Here is a 20,302-nt window from a genome sequence, read left to right on the forward strand (position 1 = left end):
CTTCTTATTGTAATTCAAATATCTTTTCCATCATAACCCATTTTTCACCGGGTTTTGCCCAGGGCAGCGCCTGCTGAAAGGTCCACATAAAATTTTCCCACTCCTGTACCCTGGGGTTGCCCGCATCAGACGCGTTTTTTTGCTCAAAGGAAAAATCATTATTCACTTCCATTATCATGAACAGCCTGTTTCCGGTAAGGTAAATATCCATACCCGTAATGCCATCGGCCTTTATCCTTTCACGGATATCCGGCCATATATCCTGGTGTATCTTTTTATATTCAGCTATAACAGCAGGATCGTCTTTCAGGTCCACCGCCAGGCAAAATCGTTTCATGATTTTCAATTTAGCTCTTCCGTTAAATTATTTCTTCCAGCTTATCAATGTTTGTTTGGCCTGTCCCAAACCATCAATGCCCAGTTCCACCACATCACCGGCTTTCAGGTAAACAGGCGCCGGCTTTTGTCCTAACCCCACACCAGCGGGCGTACCTGTTGTAATAATATCACCGGGCAGCAAGGTCATAAATTCGCTGAGGTAAGCGATCAAATAAGGTATTTTGAAAATGAGGTTTTTACTATTGCCATCCTGCATGGTTTTACCGTTAACAGTAAGCCATAACCGAAGATTATTAATGTCTTTAACTTCATCGGGTGTTACCAGCCAGGGGCCGATAGGAGCAAATGTATCACAGCTTTTTCCTTTCACCCATTGTCCGCTTCTTTCCAATTGAAAGGCTCTTTCACTGTAATCATTATGGAGCATGTATCCCGCCACATAATCCATAGCATCTTTTTCTTCTACGTAAGAAGCTTTTTTACCTATCACAACGGCCAGTTCTACTTCCCAATCGGTTTTAATACTGTTTCGCGGAATAACCACGTTGTCATTTGGACCGGAAATAGCAGATGTGGCTTTAAAAAATATGATGGGCTCCACTGGCAATTGCATATTACTTTCTGCTGCATGGTCAGAATAATTAAGTCCTATGCAAATGAGTTTGGAAGGGCGCTTCAATGGCGCGCCCAATCTTTCACTATCAGGCACTACAGGGCAGGATGACTGGTTTGTTTTCAACCATTCTTTTAAACGGTTTATTCCTTCTGTATTGAAAAAATCTTCCGTATAATCTTCTCCAAAAGCAGAAACATCAATGCGTTTTTCATTTTCCAGCTCTATTCCGGGCTTTTCTTCTCCGGCCTTTCCAAATCGAATTAATTTCATATAGATTATCAATTTTTTGCGTGGACTAAACTACTCCCATTTTTAATGTGAGCCAAACCATTTTTTGTGCAAACGATTGAAAAGCTAACGGGCATTAGGATTTGAATTAATTTTAGGTCTTTGTAATATCAGCGAATATGAACAATAAACCAAACAATAAGATTCGTATCGTAACGTCAGCAAGCTTATTCGATGGTCATGATGCAGCCATAAATATCATGCGCCGGATACTGCAGAGCAAAGGCGCTGAAGTTATTCACCTCGGCCACGACCGGTCGGCACACGAAATTGTGGAATGTGCCATTGAAGAAGATGTGCAGGGCATTGCCCTTACCAGTTACCAGGGCGGGCACATAGAGTTCTTTAAATACATTAAAGATCTGCTTGATGAAAGCGGATGCGGTCATATTAAAATTTTTGGAGGCGGTGGCGGCACTATCCTGCCACAGGAAGCAGAGCAACTACATCAGTATGGCATTACAAAAATATATAGTCCTGACGATGGCCGAAAAATGGGACTGGAAGGCATGATAGAGGAGGTCATCCGGCATTGCAGTTTTTCACTCACGGCAGCGTCTGAAAGCTGGACTGATGCATTGCCTTTAGGAGAGAAGAAGGATATCAGAAAAATTGCCAGGGCTATTACCCTTGCGGAAAAAGGGGAAAGCTATTCAACTATTTTAGCGCATATGAAAGGTTCGGACCGGACTGATATTCCGGTTATTGGTATCACGGGAACGGGTGGCGCCGGAAAATCATCTGTAACCGATGAAATTGTACGCCGTTACCTGGGTGCTTTTACTGATAAAACCATTGCTGTTATTTCGGTTGACCCGAGCAAGAAAAAAACAGGCGGCGCTTTGCTTGGAGACAGGATAAGAATGAATTCCATTTCGGGACCACGCGTTTATATGCGTTCGCTGGCTACCCGCGAAGACAATACAGCCATAAGTAAGGTGGCAAAAGATGCGATAGCCATTTGCAAAGCAGCAGGATATGACTGCATTATTCTTGAAACAGCGGGCGTAGGCCAAAGTGACATGAGCATTGTAGATTATTGCGACTTAAGTGTATATATAATGACCCCTGAATACGGAGCGGCTTCCCAACTGGAAAAAATTAACATGCTGGATTACGCGGACATTATTGCTATTAACAAATTTGATAAAGCAGGGGCAGAAGATGCATTAAATGACGTAAGAAAACAATACAGGCGCAATCACCTGTTGTTTACAGCCGCTAATGATGAATTGCCGGTAACAGGGATATGTGCCAATACATTTAATGACAAAAGAGTGAATCATTTCTTTGGCTTACTGCTTCAAAAATTAAAAGAGAAAACAGGGGTGTTATGGGACGATGCTTTACCAAACAGTTCCCACGCTGAAGACGGAAGACAGGATGCAATTGTTATACCACCAAGGCGTGTTCGTTATCTCAGCGAGATCAGCGACAGTGTGCGTGCTTACAATGCCCGGGTAAATGAACAAAGCGATATTGCGTCACAACTCTACCAGCTAAATGGTGCAATTCAAATATTAAAAACACTACCTGAAATGAAATAAAGAAATTCCTACGCAAAAACAAGCACCTCAAAAAATAACAATAACTCATGCAATCCATATTACAAAAACAATACGAGGCACTCGAAAAAAAACTAAGTCCCGAAGTAAAAGAACTCATGGGCAAATGGAAAGAACTGAAAAATAAATACGAGGCAGATTTTTTTGAATATACTGTACGCGGTAAAGTCATTAAACAGCAAATCAATACCGTGTCTTTAAGCGGCACAAAAATTCCAAAAGTTGTTTTGCCTGCTTATAAAGACTGGGGAGATATTGTACAATGGCAAATGCAGGAGAACGTACCAGGTGAATTTCCCTATACCGCCGGGGTGTTTGAACTGAAACGGCAGGGAGAAGACCCAACAAGGATGTTTGCAGGCGAAGGCGGACCCGAACGTACCAACAAACGTTTTCATTATGTTTCTGCCGATCAGCCGGCAAAAAGGCTTTCCACCGCTTTTGACAGTGTTACATTGTATGGACAGGATCCTGCATACCGTCCCGATATTTACGGTAAAATTGGGAATGCCGGGGTTAGCATTGCAACGGTGGATGATGCTAAAAAACTATACAGCGGGTTTGATCTGTGCGATCCTTCCACCTCTGTAAGTATGACCATTAACGGCCCGGCACCGGTGATACTTGCATTTTTTATGAATGCAGCTATTGATCAGCAATGCGAAAAGTGGATAGAAGAAAACAAATTGTGGCATGAAGTAGAAAAGATACGAAAAAAGAAATATGAACATCAGCCTCCGCCTGTGTATTATAATCCTTCTTCTCCCGAAAGGCTACCGGATGGCAATAAGGGGCTGGGATTAAAATTATTGGGTTTGAGTGGTGATGAAGTATTGCCACGCGATGTGTATGAAAAAATTAAGGCCGAAGCATTGCAACAGGTACGTGGCACAGTGCAGGCAGATATACTAAAGGAAGACCAGGCGCAAAATACCTGCATTTTTTCTACAGAATTTGCATTAAAACTGATGGGTGACGTGCAGGCATTTTTTATTGAAAATAAAGTACGCAATTTCTACAGTGTAAGCATCAGCGGGTACCATATTGCAGAAGCGGGAGCCAATCCCGTTACCCAACTGGCATTTACCCTCGCCAACGGTTTTACCTATGTAGAGTACTACCTGAGCCGCGGCATGCATATTGATGATTTCGCTCCTAACCTTTCATTTTTCTTTAGTAACGGCATGGATCCTGAATACAGTGTGATAGGCAGGGTGGCAAGAAGGATATGGGCTAAAGCCATAAAATATATTTACCATGGCAATGAACGCTCCCAAAAATTAAAATATCATATTCAAACCAGCGGCCGCAGCCTTCATGCTCAGGAAATTGATTTTAATGATATACGCACTACACTACAGGCTTTATATGCTATTTATGACAACTGCAATTCATTACATACAAACGCATATGATGAGGCCATTACCACGCCTACTGAAGAAAGTGTGCGGAGAGCCATGGCCATACAGTTGATTATTAACCGCGAACTGGGCTCGGCAAAAACAGAAAACTTCATACAGGGAAGTTTTGCTGTTGAAGCATTAACCGATCTTGTAGAAGAGGCCATACTTGCGGAATTTGACCGCATTTCCGACAGGGGCGGTGTACTCGGCGCCATGGAAAGAATGTACCAGCGCAATAAAATTCAGGAAGAAAGTTTGCATTACGAAAGCCTCAAGCATTCCGGGGAGCTTCCTGTTGTAGGCGTAAATACTTTTTTAAATAAAAAGGGAAGCCCAACCCTGGTGCCTGATGAAGTGATCCGCAGTACTACGGAAGAAAAAGAACAGCAGATCGAAAATATGAAAGCATTCCAGAAACGAAATGAAGAGAAGTCAGCCGAAAAATTAGATGCGCTTAAGACAGCCGCAGGCAATAATGAAAACCTGTTTGAGGTACTGATGGATACGGTTAAATATTGCAGTCTCGGGCAAATTACCCACGCCCTGTTCGAAGTGGGCGGTCAATACAGGAGAAATATGTAGTTGTACAACTCTATTTTAAAACATCAAAAGTTGATCTGACCACTGGCCGAAAGCCCATGTAAATAAAAAATGTAAATAATTGATTATCAAAATAATATATACCTATCATGCCCAAAACCTTCCACTTTTAGACAATTCCAAATTTTATCCTGAGTCTCAATTGCACCCCTCCTTCCTAAGTGCCTGTAAATTGTTTTTGATTTTGTTTTCTTCTGTTCCTAATATTTCAGAAAAGCATCGTACAGCACCTGCATATAAGCCTTGCCGGTAGTAAGCAGGCTGTCGGAATGAAAGCTGGTGATTTCTTCCGAAGGATACATCAGCCTTTTGGCGCGGTTATCAAATATCAAAGTATCTTTCGCAGATAACCATGCAAATCCATCATCGAAGGTATAGAAAGCAAATGCGTTGCGGCCGGGGTTGAACAAATCATTTCCCCATTTAAAAGTAGTATCCTTTATTTGCAATTGTTTAAGAAGGGTAGGCGCAATGTCGGTTTGCGATCCTATGCCGGCAATTTTCTTTCCCCGATACGCTTCTTTTAATACCTCTCCAAAAAAAAGAAGGGGGATGTGATAACGCGCGGGTTCATTAAATCTCCTGTCGCGCGGGAGATGGTGGCCATGATCGGCCGCTAAAACGAACAGGGTATTTTTATACCACGCTGTTTTTTTTACCGCTTCAAAAAAAGCTCCCAGCGACCGGTCGGTAAAATAACATGCATTTTTAAATTGCTCGTTCTGGCTATTGCCCTCAAAAACAGTTGGCATAGGCACTGTGAAAGGCTCATGACTGCTTGAAGTAATGACGTAAGAAAAAAATGGCTCTGCCGGGTGCTGCATTTCCTTTACATATTTATCAAATAAACTCTTATCATCAGCACCCCATTTATTAAATAAGCCTGCATCAGAAAAATCCTTCAATCCTACAATACGGTCAAAACCCGCACGGTATGCAATCGTATTAAAACGCCCGAAACCCAGTTCGCCGCCGTAATAGAATGCATTATGATAATTTTCATTTTTTAGTGCCAGGGAAAAAAACGGCAAATGCTCAATTTTTTCGGGCTGATTGACAATGTTGGTTTGAGGTTGTGCCGGAAACCCACTCAGCATGGCTATAATGCCCTGGTCTGTACGCACCCCGCTTGCGTATATATCTGTAAATAAAATGCCTTCTTTGATCAGCTTACTCATATTGGGCGCCACACCACTGTCGCCGCCAAGTTCTGCAATAACATCGGCAGTAAAACTTTCTAACTGAATAAAAACAATGTTGGGTCTTTGCTGTGTTAATACAAACAGGGTTGAATCTTTGCTGTTCGTTCTGTATAAATGGCTAACCAGTTCAGTGGCTTCAGCATCTGGCAAATAGGCGTATATATTCTTTTGACCGCTATGGCGGTTCTTTAAAAAACTGCTGCTCAGATGCCAGGCCGTATTTACGGCTGCATGATTGGCGACAGGAAAAGAGCTGAAATAAGCCGTGCTTTCATTAATGGGTATTTGCTGCCATCCACCACGGATGGTTAAAAAAATGAGCCCTGCAACAGTGATTAGCTGAGCGGTATATGAAACTTTTTCATTGTTTATTAATTTGGCCGTGGGTATGCTCATCCGCGAAAGCAACAGCCTGTACAAGAATCCTGCAATAATAATTTCAGCCAGCATAATAATGAACAACAAAACCAATGGTGAAGATTTACTGGTTTCAATGGCTTCGGCCGGATGAGCAAGCATTGAAATAGCACGGTAGTTTAATTTTACACCCCAGTTTTCATAAATACCCAGGTCGCCGCCCGAAATGAGTATGGTTACCACAAGCAATACCCATGTGTATATTTTTAATGCCTTTTTAAAAAATGAAGCTTTTATAAGCTGCTGAACAATAAACAACAGCAGTGGTATAACAGCAAAATAGCCTGCCATGGAAAGATCAAGCCATAAACCATATACAAAGCTCTGTAATAAGCGGGTTGACCCGGCTGAAGAAAAACTGCTGTAATAGTATAGAACAAATACAAGGCGTTGCACAAAAAAAACAAGTACCCAAAAAAGGTAGTACCTCAGGAAAAATACAAATGGCGCCGTTTTTCGCCAGTTCAATAAAGGGCTATTCATGAATTCCTGCAATTCTTAACTTAAATTAAATATAAGCTTTGCAAATTAAGTGTTATTATGGATTTCTCCGGCTATTGTACGCACCGCATCGCACATGAATATAATTTCTTCTGGAACAATCCATTATACACCCAAATCACAAAAGCAAACCTGCTTACCCGCAGGCAGGACTGTCCATCCCTTACGGATAAACCTCAAACTCAAAATCCGGTAGAGGCTATCAGCTAAGAGCAGTAGAGGAAGAATATACATACTACCCCTGACTGCTGATACCTGATTCTACCCGTAAGCAAATTCATCAACCGTAAACCTTTGTATATCTTTGCGCCAATGCAACCGGCAAAAAAACAAAATATTCGTGATTTAGACCTGGAGGAAATACAGCAATATTTCGAAAAAGCAGGTGATAAAAAATTCAGGGCCAACCAGGTATATGAATGGCTATGGCAAAAACACGCCCATAGCTTTGAGGAGATGACCAACTTAAGTAAACCATTGAGAACCAGGCTAAGTGAAGATTTCAGTTTACCGGCTTTAACGATAGACGCTTCCCAGTTTTCGGCAGATGGCACCATTAAAAGCCGGTTTAAGACGGTTGACGGACACCTGGTGGAAGGCGTTCTTATTCCTACGGAATCAAGACAAACCGCCTGCGTATCTTCCCAGATCGGTTGTAGCCTGAGCTGCAAGTTTTGCGCTACAGGTTATATGGACAGAAAACGCAATCTGAACTTTGATGAGATTTATGATGAAGTGGTATTGATCCATCAGCAGGCGGAAAAAACATATCAAAAGAAACTGAGCAATATTGTTTTTATGGGTATGGGAGAGCCGCTGCTCAATTATAAAAACGTATTAAAAGCTATTGAACGCATTTCATCGCCCGATGGACTGGGAATGAGCCCCAGACGCATTACCGTTTCTACCGCAGGCGTAGCAAAAATGATCAAGCAACTGGGAGATGATGAGGTAAAGTTCAAACTGGCGCTTTCGTTACACGCAGCCAATGACAAAAAAAGGCACGAGATCATGCCTATCAACGATACCAATAATATTAAATCGCTGATAGATGCTTTGAACTATTTTTATAAGCAAACGCACAATGAAATTACACTGGAATATATTCTCTTTAAGGATTTTAATGATTCGCTGCAGGATGCAGATGAACTGGTAAAAGTATACCGGCAGATCCCGGCGGATTTAGTAAACATCATTGAATATAATCCTATAGACCTCGCCAGTTTTTCAAAACCCGATGAAGCTACTACTGAAAACTTTATGCAATACCTTGAAAAGAACAGGGTGAATGCAAGATTAAGAAGGAGCAGGGGAAAAGATATTGACGCCGCCTGCGGACAATTAGCCAACAAAGAAAAACATTGATCTTTCACAACCATTACTGTATTGTACAGTAAACTTTTTAACATGAGCAGAAAACCATTCGATAAATTCATTAACAAAGTAGAGAGCGGCGCAAAGAAAAAAGAAAGAATACGCCAGGAAAAAAAGAAGATCAGGGCGGAGAAGAATGCATATTTTGATGAGCAAAAAAAATTGGCGCGGGAAAGAAGAGCGGGGAATAAGTTCCAGGATACAAGTTCCAGGTTTCAGGGTGCGGCAGGCAAGGTGCAGGGCAGAGGGGCAAAGACAGAGGAGAGGGGGCAGGGAACAGAGGGCAGAGGACAGACGACAGAGGACAGACGACAGAGGGCAGGAGGGCCGGGAAGAAGTTCCGGTAAACAGCATTCCGCTGATAAAAGAGACAATAAAGGGTACAGGGCACAGGGTAGAGAGGAAAAGACAGAGGAGAGAGGGCAGAGGATAGAGGAGAGAGGACAGAGGGCAGGAGGGCCGGGAAGAAGTTCCGGTAAACAGCATTCCGCTGATAAAAGAGACAATAAAGGGTACAGGGCACAGGGTAGAGAGGAAAAGGCAGAGGAGAGAAAAGAGAGGACAGAGAACAGGGGGCAGAGGACAGGAGGGCCGGGAAGAAGTTCCGGGAGGCAAGACACAAGGCATAAGCCGGATGTGAAAAAAGAAATAGTACATAAAAACAATAGCAGCCAACGCGATAATACTAACCCGGCAAAGATTTTAAACAAAAGAACGGCTCAGCCAACACAGAAACCAATACCCGGTAAACCATCTTCAGCCAATGGCGATCCGGCTAAAGATCAAATGCCCTTAAACAAATTTATCGCATGGAGCGGAGTTTGTGGCAGGCGTGAAGCGGCCGATCTGATTAAAGCCGGCAAAGTGATCGTAAACAACCAGGTTATTAAGGAGCCGCCTTTCAGGGTAAATCAAAGTGATAGCATAAAAGTAAATGGCAAAAAAATAACCATACAAAAAAACCTGGTCTACATCCTGCTTAATAAACCCAAGGATTATATTACCACCACCGATGATCCCGAAGGACGTAAAACGGTAATGGACCTGGTTAAACGGGCAACTACGGAAAGAGTATTCCCGGTAGGACGGTTAGACAGGAACACAACAGGTGTATTATTGCTTACCAATGACGGAGAGCTGGCACAACGCCTTACCCATCCCAAATATGAAGTAAAGAAAATTTATGAAGTTCGGGTAGACAAACCCGTTACCAAGCAGCAATTGGATAAAATTGCCAGTGGTATTACGCTGGAAGACGGATTTATTCAGCCGGACGCCATAGCTTACGCCGACTCAAAAGACAAAAGCATTGTGGGCATAGAAATTCACAGCGGACGAAACAGGATTGTAAGACGCATTTTTGAACACCTGGGATTTAAAGTAAAAAATCTTGACAGGGTGATGTATGGCATCTTTACCAAAAAAAATGTAGACAGGGGTAAATGGCGCCTGCTCACGGAAAAAGAAATCCGTTTATTGAAACACCTGAATACTTCTTTCGCTAACAAAAAATCTTCCTGATACTATCGTGCAAAAACTAAAACCGGAAATCATTTTCGAAAACGATGCTTTTGTGGCGATTAACAAACCGTCTGGCTTATTGTCGGTACCCGACAGGGAGGGAAAAGAAATCGCTCTAAAGCAATTATTGCAACAGCAATACGGACAAATATGGACAGTGCACCGCTTAGATAAAGATACCAGCGGCGTCATTGTATTTGCAAAAGATGAGATCACCCATAAGTTTTTATCAAAGCTGTTTGAAGGAAGGGAAGTAGAAAAATACTATACGGGCCTGGTACATGGTGTTCCTTCCGCGGAAAATGGTTCAGTTGATGCAGCCATCATGGAGCACCCTGTAAAAAGGGGGCTGATGGTAATCAATAAAAAAGGCAAATCTGCGCTTACAGATTTCACACAATTAGAAAGTTTTGGCAAATTTTCGCTGATGCAGTTTCGCATACATACCGGCCGCACGCACCAGATACGGGTGCACATGAAACATATCGGCCACCCCATAGTGTGTGATCCTTTGTATGGGAATGGTGAGCCTATAATGTTGTCATCCATCAAGAAGAAATTCAATCTTTCAAAAAAAGAAGAAGAGGAAAAACCATTGTTTAACCGGCTTGCATTGCATGCGGAAAGATTACAATTCACCGATGCCAAAAAACAAAAGCATAATATAGAAGCCCCACTCCCCAAAGATATGCGGGCCTTTTTACAGCAATTGAGAAAATGGAAAAGCTGAATGCTCCGCCTGTTGCCCCTTCTTCCCGGCTTGCTGTTCAATTTGCATGAACAGCACCCCGATCTTTTACATTCCGGGACATTTTGTGTATTGATGAATTTCCACTTTTAGTAAACAGGCATCCCCGTATAAATGGTAATGTTGCTATTGATAGCAGTAAATAGTAACCGTTAATAAAAATTAATTCATCATGGATAACAAATCAGAAGCCGGAGCGCTGGATGTGCGGGTGCTTATTCCTATTGAAAGACATAAAACATTAATACAACGCTTCAGGGAACTGCCTGTTGACGATAGCTTTATCTTTATCAACGATCATGATCCTCTTCCACTCTATTATGAATTCCGCTCCATTTACGGAGATGTGGTAGGCTGGGAATACCTCAACCGGGGTGGAAGAGAATGGAAGGTGAAAGTTACCCGTACGGAAGCTTCGCAGGGCAGGACATTTACGGATATATCTACCCTGCTCGATCTTCGGAAAGCTCATGAAGGGGAGTGGAAACAAATTGTATTCCATCGCTATGGCATGATGGAGCAGGGCGATACGATGGAGATCATCGCTGAGAAAGACCCTAAAGACATTCATGGAATTTTCGTTAATAAGTTTGAAGGAAAGCATTCCTGGATCTACAAAAAGCAGGAACCCGGTGAATACGTTGTGCACATTACAAAAAAAGTGAAGAGTGGTCTGGGAGAAGATGGTTTCTCGGTAGTCAATGAGTTTGACATCCGGCCCTTTCCACCAACAGAACGTCATGAAATGTTTTATAAAGCCTTTGCCGATATACAACCGGGGGAAGCTTTTGAATTCATCAACGACCATGATCCGAAACCGCTTTATTACCAGATGGAAGCAGAAAGCAAGGAACCTTTTAAATGGGAATACCTTCAGAAGGGACCCGAAGAATGGAAGGTGCGAGTGATCAAAACAAAAGGATAGCTGCTTGCCGCCGGCAGGTTGGTTTCTTGTAATTTGCTATCTGGTGCTTTGTATTTGCTTCGGATTTCGGACTTCCGGCTTCGGATTTACTTTATTTGTCATTGACAGTGCAGCACACGCCACCCTATTCGTCATTGAGCAGACCCCTTCGCCTGCCTGCCGGCAAGCTGCCTCAGGGTGACAAGCGCTAGTGCGTGGTTGAGCTATAGTACCAAAGCTGAAACATTATTCCCCTGCCTGTCATGCTGAGGAACGAAGCATCTAAGAAATGATCATCTGTGCAGCGCATGCTACTCCATTCGCCACTGAGCAGACCCTTCACTGCCTCAGGGTGACAAGCAGTGGGTTGTTTAATTAGTTTTGTTGTAAATGCTCGATACGGTTACTACCGACCTGCGGATAGTACTATGATGCTGAAGAATGAAGCATTTGTATCCACCTCGTGGACAGACTTTATTTCTCTTTTGTTTTTTGTCACTTTTTTTGCGGAAAAAAAGTAACCAAAAAAGCCCCGCCCGAACGACGTTCAGTCGGACGGGCGCCGGAAAACCCAGCCTGCCGGCTGGCAGGGGATACCCCTCGTTTTCCGGGAGGAGCCCTGATGGAACTTTTGTGCTGCTGTGATTTCAACTTCATTTCGCTGCTGCTTTCTCATTTTTCAATAGTCCGCACCATCGCTATTATATTTGAGCATTGAAATTGCGTTTCGTTTCGGATGTTGGATTTGAAATTTTAAATTTATCCGCCCCGGCGGACAGGCCTGCCTGCCGGTAGGCAAGTTTGTTTCTTGTAATTTGCTATTCGGTGCTTTGTATGGCTTCGGATTTATTTTATCTGCCATTGGCACGAAGCTCGCCTGCCTGCAGGGAAGCATCTGTGCAACATATCCGAAATACTAAGCGCTGCAGGTTACGCAACCTTCTTCCATACTGCACGACTGCCCCGCTGTTTCGCTTTCGTCAATCATTTGCGTGCCTGCCGCATTTACCAATGGCTCAGCCATTTTGCCTCCCTGTTTCTCTACCGTAAACTGCACGGCCTGCGAAGCAGCCTTGGTACGCAAATAATACATGCCTGTTTTTAATCCTTTTTTCCATGCATAAAAATGCATTGAGGTAAGCTTGCCGGCATTGGGGTTGTCAACAAATAGATTAAGCGATTGCGACTGGCAGATATAAGCGCCTCTTTCGGCCGCCATATCAATAATAGTACGTTGTTTGATTTCCCAAACGGTTTTATATATTTCCCTGATATGACCCGGTATTTCTTCAATTTTTTGAACAGAGCCATTGTGTATCATGATCTTGTTCTTCATATCATCGTTCCACAAATTCAGCTCTACCAGGTCTTTCAGCAAATGTTTATTTACCACCACAAACTCCCCGCTCAAAACACGGCGTACATAAATATTAGAGGTATATGGCTCAAAGCATTCGTTATTTCCCAGTATCTGCGATGTAGATGCGGTAGGCATTGGCGCTACCAGCAAAGAATTCCTAACTCCATGTGTTATTACTTCATCTTTAAGCCGGTACCAATCCCAGCGCATCGTAGGTTCTACACCCCACATGTCAAATTGAAATACTCCTTTTGATACAGGAGAGCCGGCAAAAGTTTCATAGGGACCCTGTAGTTTAGCCAGGTCTTTACTGGCAGTCATAGCTGCGAAATAAATGGTTTCAAAAATTTCAGCGTTCAGCTTCCGGGCTTCTTCACTTTCAAACGGGAGGCGTAATAAAATAAATGTATCGGCCAGTCCCTGTACGCCCAGTCCTACGGGGCGATGCCTCATATTTGAATTCCTGGCCTCTTCCACAGGATAATAATTATGATCTATGATCTTGTTCAGGTTTTTGGTTACCTCGTAAGTAACCTCATACAGTTTGTCGTGATCAAATACGCCGTTGTTTACGAATCGTGGTAAAGCAAGGGAGGCCAGATTACATACCGCTATTTCGTCGGGAGAAGTGAACTCCATTATTTCGGTACAAAGATTGGAACTTTTAATAGTGCCCAGGTTTTGCTGGTTCGATTTCCGGTTAGCGGCATCCTTGTACAATAAGTAAGGCGTACCGGTTTCAATCTGTGCATCCAGTAAGGCAAACCACAGGTCCTGCGCCTTCACTGTTTTTCTCCCCCTTCCTTCTTTTTCATATTGTTCATACAGATTTTCAAAGGCTTCACCCCAGCATTCATGCAGGCCCGGCGCTTCATGCGGACAGAATAAACTCCAGTCTCCATTGGCTTCCACCCTTTTCATGAACAAATCCGGTATCCATAAGGCATAAAACAAATCTCTTGCCCGCATTTCTTCCTTGCCATGATTTTTCTTCAGATCTAAAAATTCAAATACATCTGCATGCCAGGGCTCAAGATAAATGGCGAATGCGCCTTTTCGTTTACCCCCGCCCTGGTCAACGTAACGGGCTGTATCATTAAACACACGAAGCATGGGAATAATGCCATTGCTGGTTCCGTTGGTGCCGCCAATATAGCTGCCCGTAGCGCGGATATCATGAATGGATAATCCTATGCCACCGGCACTTTGAGAAATCTTTGCCGTTTGCTTCAGCGTATCGTAAATGCCGTCTATACTGTCTTCCTTCATCGTTAATAAAAAGCAGGACGACATTTGCGGCTTTGGTGTTCCCGCATTAAAAAGCGTTGGCGTGGCATGCGTGAACCAGCGTTCGCTCATTAAATGATAGGTTTTGACAGCGCTTTCAATATCATCTTTGTGTATGCCAATAGCCACACGCATATACATATGCTGCGGACGTTCCACAACCTTGCCGTCTATGCGCAGCAGGTAAGACTTCTCCAGGGTTTTAAATCCGAAATAGTCAAATCCATAATCACGGTCATAAATAATAGTAGAATCAAGCAGTTCAGCATTGTCATGAATTACTTTCCAAACATCATCGGCGAGCAAGGGGGCCGCTTTACCGGCTTTTGCATCTTTGCAGGTATACAATAACTGCATGGTATGCGAAAAACTTTTGATGGTGTTTTTATGCAGGTTGCTTACCGCGATGCGACTGGCAAGCAATGCATAATCCGGGTGTTTTACCGTAAGTGAAGCGGCTGTTTCCGCAGCCAGGTTATCGAGCTCTGTGGTGGTAACGCCATCGTATAATCCTTCAATCACTTTTTTTGCTACATCAATTGAATTTACAAAGCGCCTGTCTAACCCGTAGCAGAGCTTTTCAATACGGGCGGTTATTTTATCAAATTTTACGGATTCTCTCTTTCCGTTTCGTTTTATTACCTGCATGGTGTGTGTTTTAATAAATTAATATTTCAATGTGAAAAGTGAAAAGACAGAGGGTGAAAGAGAAATACAGCTTCTACGTTCTTTCAACCATTTTGGTTAATAGTGCAAAACAGGAATTAAGAAGTGATCTCAATTCATTCAACGCATCCTTACTTAAATAATCAAGGTCTACCATTGCCTCGGCTGCCGCATCAATTTCAATTACTGATCCACAACTGATTTCCCAAAACCGTTTAGGTTCTGCTGCTGATCTTCCTGACGCACCTTCATTAATATTCAACTTAACTGAAAGCGCTGCCCGCCTGATCTGCTGAACAAGATTAAATTTTTCTTCCGGAGGAAGCTGTAATGTAATCCTGTAACAAACTTTCATTAACTGTCGGGAAATAGTATATACCTGCAGGTTCTTGTGACCAGGATTTAAAAATATAGGTTAGTATTTTGAGGTGAGGAAGTGATCGCATTAAAATTACAAAATACTTTTCGACGAAACCCTTCTCCCCTCTCACTTCTCACTTCTGATCTCTGACCTCTGATTTCTCCCTCTCACCTCTTACCCCTCCCCTCCTAAAAATCTTCTTCCAAACTAAAGGCCTGCGCCTCTTTGCCTGCGCCCAGCACACCGGATTTCTGGTAGTCTCCAACGCGTTTTTCAAAAAAGTTGGTTTTGCCTTCCAATGATATCATCTCCATAAAATCAAAAGGATTGGCAGCATTGAATATTTTATCATATCCCAGTTCCACCAGCCAGCGGTCGGCCACAAACTCAATGTATTGCTGCATGAGTTTTGCATTCATGCCAATAAGCGCAACAGGCAAAGCTTCTGTTATAAACTCTTTTTCTATTTCCACAGCATCTTTAATAATGCCATGCACATCCTCCTGCGATAATGTATTGCTGAGCATACTGTACAACTGGCAGGCGAATTCGCAATGCAGTCCTTCATCACGGCTTATCAATTCATTGCTGAAAGTAAGTCCCGGCATTAAACCCCTTTTCTTCAGCCAGAAGAGCGAACAAAAACTACCGCTGAAAAATATGCCTTCTACCGCGGCAAAGGCCACCAGTCGTTCAGCAAATGAACCGTTTTCAATCCAACGCAGCGCCCATTCCGCTTTACGTTTCACTGCCGGTATGGTTTCAATAGCATGAAATAAGCGGTCTTTCTCTACAGGATCTTTTATATACGTATCAATCAGCAGCGCATAGGTTTCCGAATGAATATTTTCCATCATGATCTGGAAGCCGTAAAAGCATCGGGCTTCCGGCAACTGCACTTCGCTCATGAAATTTACCGCAAGGTTTTCATTTACGATACCGTCGCTTGCAGCAAAAAAAGCCAGCACATGCGAAATAAAATGACGTTCGCCATCATTGAGGTTAGCCCAGTGCTGCAAGTCGCCACTGAGGTCAATTTCCTCTGCCGTCCAGAAACTGGCTTCATGTTTCTTATACATTTCCCACAGTTTGGGATAATTGATAGGCAGAATAACAAACCTGTCTTTGTTTTCTTTCAATAAGAGTTCTGTTTCCATGTAACATTCGTTTAAGAAATGAAAAATAAAATAATAGGACTAACGAAGACAAGGCAGGAGAAGACAAGATTACATATAGCGATAAAGATGCCTGACCCACCCTTGCTTTTCCTCCGAAAGCAAATAGTGAAACAATGCCGCCTGGCAGGTCTTCTGGCTTGGTTTACTGCTGAACACCTTCCCGTGGCGCCGGGGCGCCACAGTGGTATGAAGATTCAGCAAGTGAGAGGTGAGTAGTGAATAGTGAGTGAGAAATACACACCGACTTTTACCTACTGCCAACTCACAAACCTTACAGCTACGGGGATAGCACCGGATTTACACCGGCTTCCCTTTTAATCTGCTACAAAATAATTTTGTATTTGAACCAATGCGGACATCAAATATAGAAACGAAACAACCGCTCTACAGAAAGACTTATCAACAGGTGTGCAAAACCATCAGGCCCGCAGGAGGAACGCCGGCAGAAGCCATCTAACAAAACTTTGAGGAATCATCTTACTGTATTCTTTTACGGTAGCCCTTGTTGGCAAAGTTTTTGTCTGGATTTGGGCCGGAAAAGAATTGACGCAATTTTAATTGGCATCCGGAACAGTAGAGAGCAGGCAAAAACAAACCCAAAATAGATCGAACAACTATGCGCACTATACTTTTTATACTCACATTTTTTATATGTGCCACAGGCATCGGGCAAAGTGACGCTCAAAAATTAATCATTACACCGCTCACCAAAGACTTTTACATCTATACCACATTTGGCGATCCCGGAAACGGGTCCCTGTATCCTGCCAACGGAATGTACCTGGTAACCAGCCAGTGCGCTGTTTTGTTTGACACACCCTGGGACACAACCCAGTTTCAGCCACTGCTCGACAGCATACAAACGAGGCACAATCAAAAAGTGATCATGTGCATTGCCACACATTTTCACAGCGACAGAACAGCCGGGCTGCATTATTACAAACAAAAGGGCATTAAAACGTATACGACAAAACATACGGACGACCTGCTGAAAGAAAAAAACGGGCCCAGGGCCGAGTTTTTAATTTATGGGGATACCACTTTTAATGTTGGGCGATACGCTTTTGAAACATTTTATCCCGGCAAGGGACACAGCCCGGACAATATTGTACTCTGGTTCGGCAGGGACAGCATTTTATACGGCGGTTGTTTTATAAAGAGCATTGAAACCAACAGTCCGGGCAATTTGTCGGACGCCAACATTACCGAATGGATAAGATCCATAGAAAATGTTCAAAATACATTCGGAAACCCGGCTTTTACCATTACCGGGCACCAAAGCTGGGCAAGCAAAAAATCTTTATCCCATACCTTAAAGATTTTAAAAGAATACAAAAGCGCAAACAGCAAATAAGTCCGCTACAGCAGGGCTTGCACAGCCTGAACAAAAGGAGATCATCGCGAACTGAATATTTTACCTGTTAAAAAAATAGCCATGGTATAAAATTATGCCTATAGCATTATTCGATATGGGTAAAGGCTATACTTTATTTTCGAAAAGTGATTACAAAAACACCAGGCATGCGCATTACGCCATTGAAGTGGTATGCTGCACAGATGGCGCATTTCTATAAAATGTTCGGCATCTATCCTTTTTTTGTGCTGAAAACTTAGCAGGTTTATACAAGTTTCCCGTTTCCTGTTTATGGAATTTTGCTGCATCGTTTCAGGAAAGATTCAAAACTAACCCCTGTTGTATAAACCAGGTCATTTATGAATAACCATTGTTGCCGGGCAAAGTGTTCAACCACTTTGCCGGCGGGCAACATCCCGGGTGCGGAGATGGCTGTGTGCCCGGTATTTATTTATGTATAGAAGCCTTTCCATTTTATTGCACAGCCTGTAAAATAAACAAAGGCAAAGAAAAAGAAGATGACATAGGTAACCACCGAATGCGTTGAGAATACAGTATTATCCTGCAAAATAACGTACACCGCGAAGGAAACCAGCATCGCTGTGCTCAGCGTGGAAAGCATGAAATTGATTTTCCTGATATCTATAAGCGCTGAGAAGATTAGATATCCTGCGGATACCAGCGATGCAAATGATAAAATAAAAGCGGAAGGATCGCCTTTTACACCTGATCCGATTCCCATCAGTAAAATAAAAAACATAGGCAACGCCAACTTTTCGCCAACCACAAGAATACAAAAGAAGCTTATAGCAGTACCAATTTTAATAATGGATAAAACCGTATTTGACATGCGTTGCACTTTATATTATCCCCGAATTAAAGGTAGTCGTTTTGTTTGAACAGGATATTCACAGCCTTGCTATTGAACGTACGGCAAAGCCCAACGCCTGTATATTTTCCCTGCATGCTTTTGACCATCACCGCCCGCAGCGTGAAGGGAAATGCCTGCGGGATTTTTGTAAGAATAAAATAATCTCCTTACCTTGAAGGAGCATTGATCCATCATTCTACAAACAGCCTGAACCCGTATTTTCATCATTCAGCGTCTTTTTTATGTACCCGTATGCAACGCCTGTTGTGGGCTATGCAGCCGCATGACTGTGACTGAGATGGCGAAGCGCTGCCCGCTTATCCGCGTATAAGGGCGGCTTAGAAACGTTTAAAAACGGATAGGAGAAATTGTACTGGTGCTGTGACGTTTGAAAACTGCCCTTTTGGTAGAGCACTAATCAGGTTACCGGGTAAATTAAATTTAAAGTGATGACCAGGTAGGGGGAGGAAATATAAATGTTGTATGCAACCTATAGGACCACAGGTTTCTTTTCGTGGTGGGAACATTATACAGGAAAGTGTTTTGTTTTTGTAGGGTTGTTGGGGTTGACAACATGTAAGAAAAGATTAGGATTGACATTTTATGACAATAGGAGCAGTTAGAATTTTATCATTTTTAAAAAATAGCCAACTTTCAAATAATATTGATGTTGATATTGCTGTTGGCGTAAACCTGACCGTAAGTGAAGTAATACACTTTGCTTCAAACCTTGAGCAAGAGAAATACATTATAGATGTTAGCAATGAATATCAACAAAATTTAGGAGTAAAATCTTGGCTAATAACGAATGAAGGAATTATTAAATTAAAAGAAATCGAATCTATTCCCCAAAAAGAAAAACTTGATAAAATATCAAAATCAGATGGGACATTTATTTGCAGACCAGCAAACCAAGATATTACTCCAAAAGCTTTTGAAGTTAATCCCGTAGTAATGGTAGCGGGATTTGAAACACCAACTGAAAGGAGAATGCTTTGGATGATTGCCCATTACCCATATTTATTAAACTCTTTTTTCTTAGACGACTTGGGTAGAGATAGCTTAAAACTGAAACATTATATAAAGCAATCGGAAGATAACATAGCTTATTATATAACGATAAAAGGGCAACTTCATAGGCTGACAAGTCATCCACAATGGATTTTTATTCAGCTTTTATTAGCCGCATTTTTAGCATTGATTGTAGGGATTATTATAAAAAAATGGTAATAATAAAAGCGATAAATATCAAAATAATGCATGCCCATGTGGATAATCGTTTATTTCTCTCTATAACTTCATATCTGAAGTTTTTGTATTTTGGCTAGACAAAGCGTAAATAATGATAGTACTTCAAGTATGCAGGTTGTGACAAAATGTTTTGTTGGACGAAAGGCTGCATACAACACGCTTGGCAAAAATGCGGGCAGGACGGAATACGTTCGTCGACTTTTGGTTCTTCGTTTTAGCTTTTGTTCCGGCGGAATGCAGTCGGCAAAAATTATAACTTGTACTTTAAGTAAATAATCAACTTCGGTAGCCCGGCAGGACGGATCGCTATTACCCGCACTTCGCCAACCTGTACCGTTATGTGTCACCCTATTGAACATCCTACACATATACAAACACCCATGACTTTGCCGACACGACCCCACGCTATTTTTAGCACATTGCAAGGCGCACAAACCTTGACACAAAGCAAATCCCGATTACAATCGGGACAAAGAGCTAAAAATGCCAACGCACA

General features: G+C 42.5%; 17 protein-coding genes and 1 riboswitch. Of the genes, 10 read left to right on the top strand and 7 right to left on the bottom strand.

The annotated features are described in order from the left end of the window. Positions 1-4 precede the first annotated feature (4 nt). Together FRX45_RS15615 and FRX45_RS15620 are read right to left on the bottom strand one after the other, a co-directional pair. Positions 5-337: an L-rhamnose mutarotase gene (locus FRX45_RS15615; protein WP_152269377.1), complete on the bottom strand. Its 333-nt coding sequence runs from the start codon at positions 335-337 to the stop codon at positions 5-7. Between the two features lie 27 nt (positions 338-364). Then, complete coding sequence (locus FRX45_RS15620; protein ID WP_152269378.1) at positions 365-1,225, bottom strand: fumarylacetoacetate hydrolase family protein; 861 nt, start codon at positions 1,223-1,225, stop codon at positions 365-367. 137 nt (positions 1,226-1,362) lie between these two features. On the opposite strand from FRX45_RS15620, the gene FRX45_RS23605 reads away from it, so the two are divergent. Then, positions 1,363-2,790 (top strand): cobalamin-dependent protein, encoded by a 1,428-nt coding sequence (locus tag FRX45_RS23605; RefSeq protein WP_226805410.1) that lies wholly within the window; start codon positions 1,363-1,365, stop codon positions 2,788-2,790. Between the two features lie 47 nt (positions 2,791-2,837). Beyond that, on the top strand, positions 2,838-4,793 hold the full coding sequence (locus FRX45_RS23610) for a methylmalonyl-CoA mutase family protein (RefSeq protein WP_226805411.1): 1,956 nt from the start codon (positions 2,838-2,840) through the stop codon (positions 4,791-4,793). Positions 4,794-5,011: 218 nt separating this feature from the next. Here FRX45_RS23610 and FRX45_RS15630 read toward each other — a convergent pair whose 3' ends face one another. Further along, entirely contained in the window at positions 5,012-6,913 is a 1,902-nt protein-coding gene (locus FRX45_RS15630) for an LTA synthase family protein (protein ID WP_152269379.1), read from the bottom strand. A gap of 57 nt (positions 6,914-6,970) precedes the next feature. Between FRX45_RS15630 and FRX45_RS23325 the strand changes: the two genes are divergently transcribed. The 5 genes from FRX45_RS23325 (at position 6,971) to FRX45_RS15650 (ending at position 11,499) form a co-directional block, all read left to right on the top strand. Then, positions 6,971-7,141, top strand: coding sequence for a hypothetical protein (locus FRX45_RS23325; protein WP_193311724.1), 171 nt, complete (start codon positions 6,971-6,973; stop codon positions 7,139-7,141). A gap of 102 nt (positions 7,142-7,243) precedes the next feature. Continuing rightward, positions 7,244-8,296: a 23S rRNA (adenine(2503)-C(2))-methyltransferase RlmN gene (rlmN, locus tag FRX45_RS15635; protein WP_152269380.1), complete on the top strand. Its 1,053-nt coding sequence runs from the start codon at positions 7,244-7,246 to the stop codon at positions 8,294-8,296. Positions 8,297-8,338: 42 nt separating this feature from the next. Further along, a complete protein-coding gene (locus FRX45_RS23615; RefSeq protein WP_226805412.1) occupies positions 8,339-9,826 on the top strand; it encodes a pseudouridine synthase in 1,488 nt (495 codons plus the stop codon). A 7-nt stretch (positions 9,827-9,833) separates the two neighbouring features. Then, positions 9,834-10,556 carry an RluA family pseudouridine synthase gene (locus tag FRX45_RS15645; RefSeq protein ID WP_152269381.1) on the top strand — a complete coding sequence of 241 codons (723 nt, stop codon included), beginning with the start codon at positions 9,834-9,836 and terminating at the stop codon, positions 10,554-10,556. A gap of 190 nt (positions 10,557-10,746) precedes the next feature. Further along, positions 10,747-11,499 carry a DUF2249 domain-containing protein gene (locus FRX45_RS15650; protein WP_152269382.1) on the top strand — a complete coding sequence of 251 codons (753 nt, stop codon included), beginning with the start codon at positions 10,747-10,749 and terminating at the stop codon, positions 11,497-11,499. A gap of 895 nt (positions 11,500-12,394) precedes the next feature. Here the strand turns inward: FRX45_RS15650 and FRX45_RS15655 are convergent. The 3 genes from FRX45_RS15655 to FRX45_RS15665 form a co-directional block, all read right to left on the bottom strand. Then, the gene (locus FRX45_RS15655) at positions 12,395-14,773 is read right to left on the bottom strand and encodes a ribonucleoside-diphosphate reductase subunit alpha (protein ID WP_152269383.1); all 2,379 of its coding nucleotides are present in this window, start codon (positions 14,771-14,773) and stop codon (positions 12,395-12,397) included. A 73-nt stretch (positions 14,774-14,846) separates the two neighbouring features. After that, the gene (locus tag FRX45_RS15660) at positions 14,847-15,203 is read right to left on the bottom strand and encodes a four helix bundle protein (protein WP_152269384.1); all 357 of its coding nucleotides are present in this window, start codon (positions 15,201-15,203) and stop codon (positions 14,847-14,849) included. A 137-nt stretch (positions 15,204-15,340) separates the two neighbouring features. Beyond that, on the bottom strand, positions 15,341-16,309 hold the full coding sequence (locus FRX45_RS15665; RefSeq protein WP_152269385.1) for a ribonucleoside-diphosphate reductase small subunit: 969 nt from the start codon (positions 16,307-16,309) through the stop codon (positions 15,341-15,343). A 126-nt stretch (positions 16,310-16,435) separates the two neighbouring features. Further along, a riboswitch (cobalamin riboswitch) is annotated at positions 16,436-16,697 on the bottom strand. Positions 16,698-16,946: 249 nt separating this feature from the next. On the opposite strand from FRX45_RS15665, the gene bla reads away from it, so the two are divergent. Both bla and FRX45_RS23730 read left to right on the top strand, forming a co-directional pair. After that, a complete protein-coding gene (gene bla / locus FRX45_RS15670; RefSeq protein ID WP_152269386.1) occupies positions 16,947-17,684 on the top strand; it encodes a BlaB/IND/MUS family subclass B1 metallo-beta-lactamase in 738 nt (245 codons plus the stop codon). A gap of 94 nt (positions 17,685-17,778) precedes the next feature. After that, positions 17,779-17,904, top strand: coding sequence for a hypothetical protein (locus tag FRX45_RS23730; RefSeq protein WP_262884212.1), 126 nt, complete (start codon positions 17,779-17,781; stop codon positions 17,902-17,904). Positions 17,905-18,135: 231 nt separating this feature from the next. On the opposite strand, the gene FRX45_RS15675 is transcribed toward FRX45_RS23730, so the two are convergent. Next, complete coding sequence (locus FRX45_RS15675; protein WP_152269387.1) at positions 18,136-18,534, bottom strand: hypothetical protein; 399 nt, start codon at positions 18,532-18,534, stop codon at positions 18,136-18,138. A gap of 624 nt (positions 18,535-19,158) precedes the next feature. On the opposite strand from FRX45_RS15675, the gene FRX45_RS15680 reads away from it, so the two are divergent. Then, positions 19,159-19,785, top strand: coding sequence for a hypothetical protein (locus tag FRX45_RS15680; RefSeq protein WP_152269388.1), 627 nt, complete (start codon positions 19,159-19,161; stop codon positions 19,783-19,785). Positions 19,786-20,302 lie beyond the last annotated feature (517 nt).

Origin of the sequence: Agriterribacter humi (assembly GCF_009192765.1) — a bacterium.
GTDB classification, from domain to species: Bacteria; Bacteroidota; Bacteroidia; order Chitinophagales; family Chitinophagaceae; genus Agriterribacter; species Agriterribacter humi.